Genomic DNA, 6,687 nt, shown 5'->3' with positions numbered 1-6,687 from the left:
CCAGAACCTGGTCCAGAACATCGTCAGGGATCACCGGCTTCTTGCGTCGGGCCATGATGCTTCTCCTTCCTCAGCATCACACCAAACACACGAAATTCAGGATAGGCCCGTGGCAGGCCATCCCTCGTCATCGACAACACGCTGGCCCGGCAGTTTGATGTCGAGGCGCCCGACAGGGTATGGGTCACAGACATCACCTATATCCGCACCATGGAAGGGTTTGCCTACCTGGCAGTTGTGCTCGACCTCTATTCGCGTCGTGTCGTGGGCTGGTCGATGCAGAGCCGCCAGACCACGGATGTGGTGCTGCAGGCGCTCCATATGGCCATCTGGCGACGAAAGCCCAAAAGCCGGGTGCTGATCCACTCGGATCAGGGCAGCCAGTTTACCAGCATGGACTGGATTGCCTTCATACGGGCTCACAATCTGGAACACTCGATGAGCCGCCGCGGCAATTGCCACGACAATGCTGTAGCGGAAAGTTTTTTCTCATCGCTCAAGCGCGAGCGCATCCGACGCCGAACCTACAAAACGCGCCAGGAAGCCCGGCAGGACGTGTTTGACTACATCGAAATGTTCTATAACCCGGTGCGCAAGCACGTCAGGAACGGGATGCTGTCACCCGTGCAGTTCGAACAACAGCAGATTTTGAATGCTCAAGGCGTCTAGAAAACTAGGGGCTATTCAAAAGCGGCTGAATGAACAGCCATTCCTCGTCCGTCAGATCGGTCGGGTAGCGCTTCGACCGCTTCTTAAATCCAGCCATCCGGCCACGGCTCGCTCGGGTCCACATCCCAAGCTTGAATCACGCCCAAGCCACCGCATCAACACATTCTCAAACGGTCTCTGAGTTCATTCAAGGCCAGTCAAAGGCGACAAAACCAATGGAACAGTTTTAGTATGGTAAAATTCGATGTAACAAACTCTCATCACCGCTCCTGCCGCACCTGAAAAGCAAGGCATCAGTCTGGTAATCTCAGACTGTCAGAATTACGAAGCATCTTCGCTTTTCGGTGCCACGACCAGGTTACAATTACGTTCACGTACAGAATGATCATTTACCGGTCGAACCTCAGCGCTCAGACAGCCGAATGGGATAACGCAACAGGTCACGATAACCACCACGAACATAATACTGACCATCGGCAACGAGACGACGAACCTGATTCTTACGAGGATCGTTTTCCCAGTCAGCCTTTCTGCCTCTAAACTCGAGCAAAGCCTCGGCGAGTTTCCGATAGCTTGCACCATCCGCCCGACCGTCAAGCGCCCTGAGCATCAGGATATGCCGATCCCGCGTCTGTTGCGGGAAATCATGCACCCACCTGCTCTCAGACCGACCAACCAGCGCGCGCCATAAACGCATCACGGCCTCCGCGCGAAGCTCCAGCAGCTTATCAAGCGGCAGGACGACGACATAGGCGACAGTTCCATCCACCGGGTGTGTCGGGAGCCAGAACTGATGTGATGAAGCGCCGGGCCGCCAGTAACCGTGCCACGCTTCACCATCATCCAGTCGCACGACGAGGTCCGGTAATTCAGCGAGGTTGACCGGCATGACGGCCGGATTATCCGCGTTAGCGAGAGCCGCGCGCAGCTCGATGACGTCAGGCGAGAGTTCCGGTATCCAGAAGACAGGCGTGCGGCCGGCAGGCTGCGCCGGATCGACAGGGAAATCGCAAACCCCATCGTTCGGAAAAGGCTTTCCTGCCCCGTAGCTTCGGAACCGGAAGCGTTGTCATTCGCTGGAACGCGCGACGGTATTCGTCGTCACGTCGAAGATATTCCCAGGCCATGCCGGCGGCAGCAATGTCTTGTGCGTGTTCGTAAGCGGCCGGCGACTGCCAATCTGATATCGGCATCGCGTTACCCTTCCTCTTGCGCCTGCTTCGGGCAGCAGGACAATCAGGATGCGCAACGGGAAAATTTTGTGCAGACTGCATTTGGAGATATGTCGATCTCGTAACGCGATCGTACGACGTTATGGCGTTCGTCCGCGTCTGCCAGAATATTCCGCGAGCCGGGCACGCGCCCGGCGAGCGGCGCTTATTTTCATCTTCCCGCCGCCGAGCCGCGAAGTCGGATCGGCGCAAATTTGTGCGGACAGACAGGACAAGGAAGGAGGCACCGCAGAACCGAATTGTCGGCCCTGCGGCGTTCACTCCCTATATGCCGCTATTTTCTTCGCCGCGTGCCAGGCCAGGCGCCGGGTCGCCGTTGCCGCGTGTTCTACGTCGAGTTCCATCCCCAGCCACTCACGGCCGAGATGCTGCGCCGCCACCAGCGACGAACCCGAACCGCAAAACGGGTCCAGAACCAACCCACCAGCCGGGCAGAACGCATCCACCAGCGGAAGCAGCGCCGCGACGGGCTTTTGCGTCGGGTGCAGTTTATTGCCCGAATACGGCATGTCGATCACATCCGGCACTGGCTGACCGGGCCGCTTCACGTTCCCTTTCGCCAGCAGATAGGCGCTTTCGTGCTCGTAGCGCAGAAAACCCGAAGATGACGCATAGGATTTTCGAAACACGATATGCCCGACCATGCGGAACCCTGCCGCCTTCCAGGCTTCGGCGAATAGGTCTATCCGGTTCCATCCGTAGAAGCTGACGGCAAACCCGCCCCATTTCAGAACACGGTGCATCTGGTTGACCGCCGGCCGGAGCCAACGCGCGTTATCGTCGTTACGGACCCTCCGCCCGTCCCTGCCTTGATAATTCACCAGGTAAGGCGGGTCTGTCAGGATGAAATCCACCGCATTGCGAGGCAGTGCGCGCATCAGTGCCACGCTGTCACCGTTGAGGATGGTATTGCGGAAATCGGTCGCCGTGATGATGTTGCCGGTCATGGTCTCTGCCCTTTGTTCCGCGAGGAACAGCCCCCGCTGTTCCTCTGCCTCGCGGCGAGCAGCGGGGTAGCAACGGCAAGGGCGACCGATGGGGAGGGGTATCACCCGGTCTGCACGGAGCGTAGCGCAGGAAGATCGGGGACACCCTATCGGGCGGCGTCAGCCTGCTGACGCGCCCCCTTGCCGGCGCGAGGGCGGAGCCCTTAGCCTGTTTTTACCTTGAGAGCTGCCCCGGCGGCCTCAGAAATGGCAGCCATGATTTGCGCCCTGGCCATCTTTTCGGGGATTTCGAGCAGCGAAATACCGGCCTTCTGCAAGGCCAGACGCTTCACCGCCATGCGGTCATCCGCATCGCCGGACAGGTCGTGGCCTGTGCCATGATATTCGATCACCAGAACTGGCAGTCCATAGCGATCAATCAGCAGGAAATCGACACGCTTGCCGCTATAGGAGCTGAAAGCCTGCTTCTGGCGCGGATCTTCCGGGTCGTAAGTCGTTCTGATGAACCCACCCATCGAGACCTCGAAAGCGAAACGCCAGTCGGGCTGATATGTCCTGATCCATTCGTCGAGCGCGTAGAGCACCTGCACAGCCTCCTTATTAACGGGACGGACGGCCCGTAGACTGCACTGACTGATGAAATGTAACTGGTTTTGCGTATTGGAGAGGTCGTTGTCCTGAAAATATTGCCGCCGACGCTCTGCGTCCTTCTTCTGGTCGGCGGCCTGTGTTTCCAGCGTGGCAATCCGGCGGCGTAACGACGAAAGCTCTGTGTCGCGTCCAGATATCTGACGATCCAGACTCTGAAGTCGGGCATTCCTCTCGACAATCTGCTGCCCTGCCTGCGCCAGATCGGCCGTCGCACGACGCCCCCGGATATAGAATCCAATGGCATATCCAATCGCCAGAAGAATGATCACCTTTTCCACGACCGATAAGCCTCCCTTTTCTGCGCGATCACCGCCGATTACCGCATGGACCGTCGTATGGTCTTCTCAAATCCCCTTGTCCTGTCCTTCATCGTTTCTGTCGCCCCATGACCGGAAGGTGGACAGGATGGCACGCAGACCCGACAGGATCAGGATCGAGGTGTTCGGCCCCACCAGTGAGGCGGAGACGGCCGAAGACGCGTTCCGCCCGTCCGATGACGCCATCCGGTCCCTCGCCCGCCTGATCGGGCGTCAGATGGCCCGCGAGCAGTTTGAGCGTGCCCGCGCGATGGAGCGGAAACAGACCCGTCAAAAACGATCCGCCCACATGCGATAGCCTCCCCTTCCTGGCTGCATTCCCCCGGCGAAGGACTACTCGCCGGGCAGTTGTGCATTTTTCTTGTGACCATTATGGTCCCGTGATATAAGGTCAGTCAATGAGGATCATCGCCCGTCGCACGCTGAGGGAATTCGTCGACAGTCTGGCGGGCCAGAAGGACCAGCCGGCCGTCAAGGCGGCGCTGGACGCCTGGTTCGCTGAAGTCGGCAGGGCTGCGTGGACGAGCACCGCCGATGTGAAGCGGCTCTATGCCACGGCCAGCATCGTCAGCGCCGAGCGGATCGTCTTCAACATCAAGGGAAACGCCTATCGCCTGGTCGTGGCGGTCGATTTCGAGAAAAGCATCGTCTGGATCAAATGGATCGGCACGCACAGGGCGTATGACAGGATCGACGTAACGGAGGTGGAACATGACGGCTGATCTGAAGCCCATCCGCAACGAGGCGGATTATGACACGGCCCTCGACGAGGTCGGGCGCCTGTGGGGTGCGAAGAGCGGCACGCCGGACGGCGACCGCCTCGACGTGCTGGCAACGCTGATCGACGTGTATGAGGCGAAGCACCATCCGATCGACCCACCCGATCCGGTCGAGGCGATCCGCTTCCGCATGGAGCAACAGGGCCTCACCCGCAAGGATCTGGAGCCGATGATCGGCCCGCGCAACCGGGTGGCGGATGTAATGAACCGCAAGCGCGGCCTGTCGATCGACATGATCCGCCAGTTGCATGACGGCCTCGGCATCTCGGCCGAGGTGCTGATCCGGCCCAGCCGGATGGACAAGGTCGCCTGACAAGGAACATCCCCATGACCCGCGTCGCCCTGTATGCCCGCTACTCGTCCGACAACCAGCGCGACGCCTCGATCGAGGACCAGTACCGCATCTGCCGCGAACACGCCAAGCGCGAGAAATGGAAGGTCATTGGTGCCTACAAGGACGCGGGCATCTCCGGCGCCAGCATGATCCTGCGTCCCGGCATCCAGACCCTGTTGCAGGATGCCCAGGCCGGACGGTTCGATATCGTTTTGGCGGAAGCGCTGGACCGCATCTCACGCGACCAGGCCGATGTCGCCACCCTGTTCAAGCACCTGAAATTCGCTGGCGTGCCGATCGTCACCCTGGCAGAGGGCGAGATCAGCGAACTGCATGTCGGTCTCAAGGGCACCATGAACGCCCTCTTCCTCAAAGACCTCGCCGCCAAAACCCATCGTGGCCTGCGCGGCCGGGTTGAGGACGGCAAATCCGGCGGCGGTCTCTGCTACGGCTATCGCGTCGTCCGGCAGTTCGACGCAAAAGGCGAACAGATCCGGGGCGACCGCGAGATCGACACCCATCAGGCGGACACCATCCGCCACATCTTCCGCGACTTCGCCGCCGGCATCGGCCCGCGTGCCATTGCCAAGGCCCTGAACGATCAGGGCATCGGTGGCCCCGAGGGCAAGCTGTGGAGCGATACCACCATCCGGGGCCATGTGAAGCGCGGTACCGGCATCATCAACAACGAGCTGTATATCGGGCGCCTGGTCTGGAACCGTCAGCGCTACGTCAAAGACCCGTCCACCGGCAAGCGCGTCTCGCGGCTGAACCCGGAATCAGAATGGGTGGTGACAGAGGTTCCCGACCTGCGAATTGTCGATGACGCACTCTGGCAGGCGACAAAGGCCCGCCAGAGCGTCATTGCCGAGAAATACGTCAACGTCACCGAAGCCGTGCGGGCGCATCACAAGCGCAACCGGCTGAATGGCACGCGCCGACCGAAATCCCTGCTGTCGGGCCTGCTGTTCTGTGGGCTGTGCGGTGGCCCTTACGCTCTGCGGGGTTCCGATCGCTTTGCCTGCTCGTCCCACATCACCAATGGTTCCTGCACCAACAGCCGGACCATCCCCCGCCCTGATCTGGAACGCCGGGTGCTCTCCGGCCTCAAGGACCGGATGATGGCCCCCGAGATCGCGGCCGAGGCGATGCGTGCCTATGCGGAGGAAAGCAACCGCCTCAACCGCGAGCGTCGGTCCAATGCCGATGTCTGGCAGGTGGAACAGGTGAAGGTCGAGAAACAGATCCGTGGCATCATCGAGGCCATCAAGGAGGGCATGTTCCACCCCAGCATGAAGGCGGAGATGGATACGCTCGAAGCCCGCAAAGCCGAACTGGCGACCCTGCTCTCCGATGTTCCCGATGACGTTCCAGACTTGCTGCCGAGTACCTCGGCGATCTACGCCCGCAAGGTCGGCCGTCTGACCGACGCCCTCAACCGCCCCGAGGAACGGCTGGAAGCCGCCGAGGCGTTGCGGGCGCTGATCGAGAAGGTCGTGCTCACTCCCGGCCCGAACCGGGGCGAGATCGACGCGATGCTGTATGGGGAATTAGGCACGATCCTGAACTGGATCGAGCGGCAAGCCATTGGAAGGGCTAAAAACACGAACACTCCCGGAGCTGGGCTCACGGGAGTGTCGGTATCAGTGGTTGCGGGGATAGGATTTGAACCTATGACCTTCAGGTTATGAGCCTGACGAGCTACCGGGCTGCTCCACCCCGCGTGGGTGTAGGGTAGACTGGAAGACCTGGCGGCGA

The 6,687-nt window shown here is 60.4% G+C and carries 8 protein-coding genes, 1 tRNA gene and 2 pseudogenes; 4 read left to right on the top strand and 7 right to left on the bottom strand.

Annotated features, from left to right (window positions below):
- Positions 1-111: 111 nt before the first annotated feature.
- Positions 112-669, top strand: a pseudogene (locus HLH29_RS19020) (IS3 family transposase); the annotation flags it as partial.
- Positions 670-682: 13 nt separating this feature from the next.
- Here HLH29_RS19020 and HLH29_RS19775 read toward each other — a convergent pair.
- The 6 genes and pseudogenes from HLH29_RS19775 to HLH29_RS19000 all read right to left on the bottom strand — a co-directional run.
- Positions 683-793 (bottom strand): annotated as a pseudogene (locus tag HLH29_RS19775) (transposase); the annotation flags it as partial.
- A gap of 279 nt (positions 794-1,072) precedes the next feature.
- On the bottom strand, positions 1,073-1,558 hold the full coding sequence (locus HLH29_RS19015) for a DUF2285 domain-containing protein (protein WP_182968941.1): 486 nt from the start codon (positions 1,556-1,558) through the stop codon (positions 1,073-1,075).
- 49 nt (positions 1,559-1,607) lie between these two features.
- Positions 1,608-1,862 carry a transcriptional regulator domain-containing protein gene (locus tag HLH29_RS20070; RefSeq protein WP_220791604.1) on the bottom strand — a complete coding sequence of 85 codons (255 nt, stop codon included), beginning with the start codon at positions 1,860-1,862 and terminating at the stop codon, positions 1,608-1,610.
- A gap of 296 nt (positions 1,863-2,158) precedes the next feature.
- Positions 2,159-2,848 (bottom strand): DNA methyltransferase, encoded by a 690-nt coding sequence (locus tag HLH29_RS19010; RefSeq protein ID WP_182968940.1) that lies wholly within the window; start codon positions 2,846-2,848, stop codon positions 2,159-2,161.
- A gap of 203 nt (positions 2,849-3,051) precedes the next feature.
- The gene (locus HLH29_RS19005) at positions 3,052-3,777 is read right to left on the bottom strand and encodes a DUF2726 domain-containing protein (RefSeq protein ID WP_182968939.1); all 726 of its coding nucleotides are present in this window, start codon (positions 3,775-3,777) and stop codon (positions 3,052-3,054) included.
- A gap of 66 nt (positions 3,778-3,843) precedes the next feature.
- Complete coding sequence (locus HLH29_RS19000) at positions 3,844-4,002, bottom strand: hypothetical protein (protein WP_182968938.1); 159 nt, start codon at positions 4,000-4,002, stop codon at positions 3,844-3,846.
- A 212-nt stretch (positions 4,003-4,214) separates the two neighbouring features.
- Between HLH29_RS19000 and HLH29_RS18995 the strand changes: the two genes are divergently transcribed.
- From HLH29_RS18995 to HLH29_RS18985, 3 genes are read left to right on the top strand one after another with little or no spacing between them, the layout of a single operon-like run.
- Entirely contained in the window at positions 4,215-4,538 is a 324-nt protein-coding gene (locus tag HLH29_RS18995; protein ID WP_182968937.1) for a type II toxin-antitoxin system HigB family toxin, read from the top strand.
- A complete protein-coding gene (locus HLH29_RS18990) occupies positions 4,528-4,908 on the top strand; it encodes a helix-turn-helix domain-containing protein (RefSeq protein WP_182968936.1) in 381 nt (126 codons plus the stop codon). The genes HLH29_RS18995 and HLH29_RS18990 overlap by 11 nt, the downstream gene beginning before the upstream one ends.
- A gap of 14 nt (positions 4,909-4,922) precedes the next feature.
- A complete protein-coding gene (locus HLH29_RS18985; RefSeq protein WP_182968942.1) occupies positions 4,923-6,620 on the top strand; it encodes a recombinase family protein in 1,698 nt (565 codons plus the stop codon).
- Here HLH29_RS18985 and HLH29_RS18980 read toward each other — a convergent pair.
- Positions 6,577-6,653, bottom strand: a tRNA-Met gene (locus tag HLH29_RS18980). The genes HLH29_RS18985 and HLH29_RS18980 overlap by 44 nt on opposite strands.
- Positions 6,654-6,687: the final 34 nt, after the last annotated feature.

The sequence above is a fragment of the Gluconacetobacter tumulicola genome (genome assembly GCF_014174215.1).
Classification (GTDB): Bacteria; Pseudomonadota; Alphaproteobacteria; order Acetobacterales; family Acetobacteraceae; genus Gluconacetobacter; species Gluconacetobacter tumulicola.
This window is presented reverse-complemented; position numbering and strand designations above follow the sequence as displayed.

Coding starts and splice junctions, on each gene's coding strand:
- HLH29_RS19000 (WP_182968938.1), bottom strand. CDS start 4,002: ATGGCGTCATCGGACGGGCGGAACGCGTCTTCGGCCGTCTCCGCCTCA.
- HLH29_RS19010 (WP_182968940.1), bottom strand. CDS start 2,848: ATGACCGGCAACATCATCACGGCGACCGATTTCCGCAATACCATCCTC.
- HLH29_RS18995 (WP_182968937.1), top strand. CDS start 4,215: ATGAGGATCATCGCCCGTCGCACGCTGAGGGAATTCGTCGACAGTCTG.
- HLH29_RS19015 (WP_182968941.1), bottom strand. CDS start 1,558: ATGCCGGTCAACCTCGCTGAATTACCGGACCTCGTCGTGCGACTGGAT.
- HLH29_RS20070 (WP_220791604.1), bottom strand. CDS start 1,862: ATGCCGATATCAGATTGGCAGTCGCCGGCCGCTTACGAACACGCACAA.
- HLH29_RS18985 (WP_182968942.1), top strand. CDS start 4,923: ATGACCCGCGTCGCCCTGTATGCCCGCTACTCGTCCGACAACCAGCGC.
- HLH29_RS18990 (WP_182968936.1), top strand. CDS start 4,528: ATGACGGCTGATCTGAAGCCCATCCGCAACGAGGCGGATTATGACACG.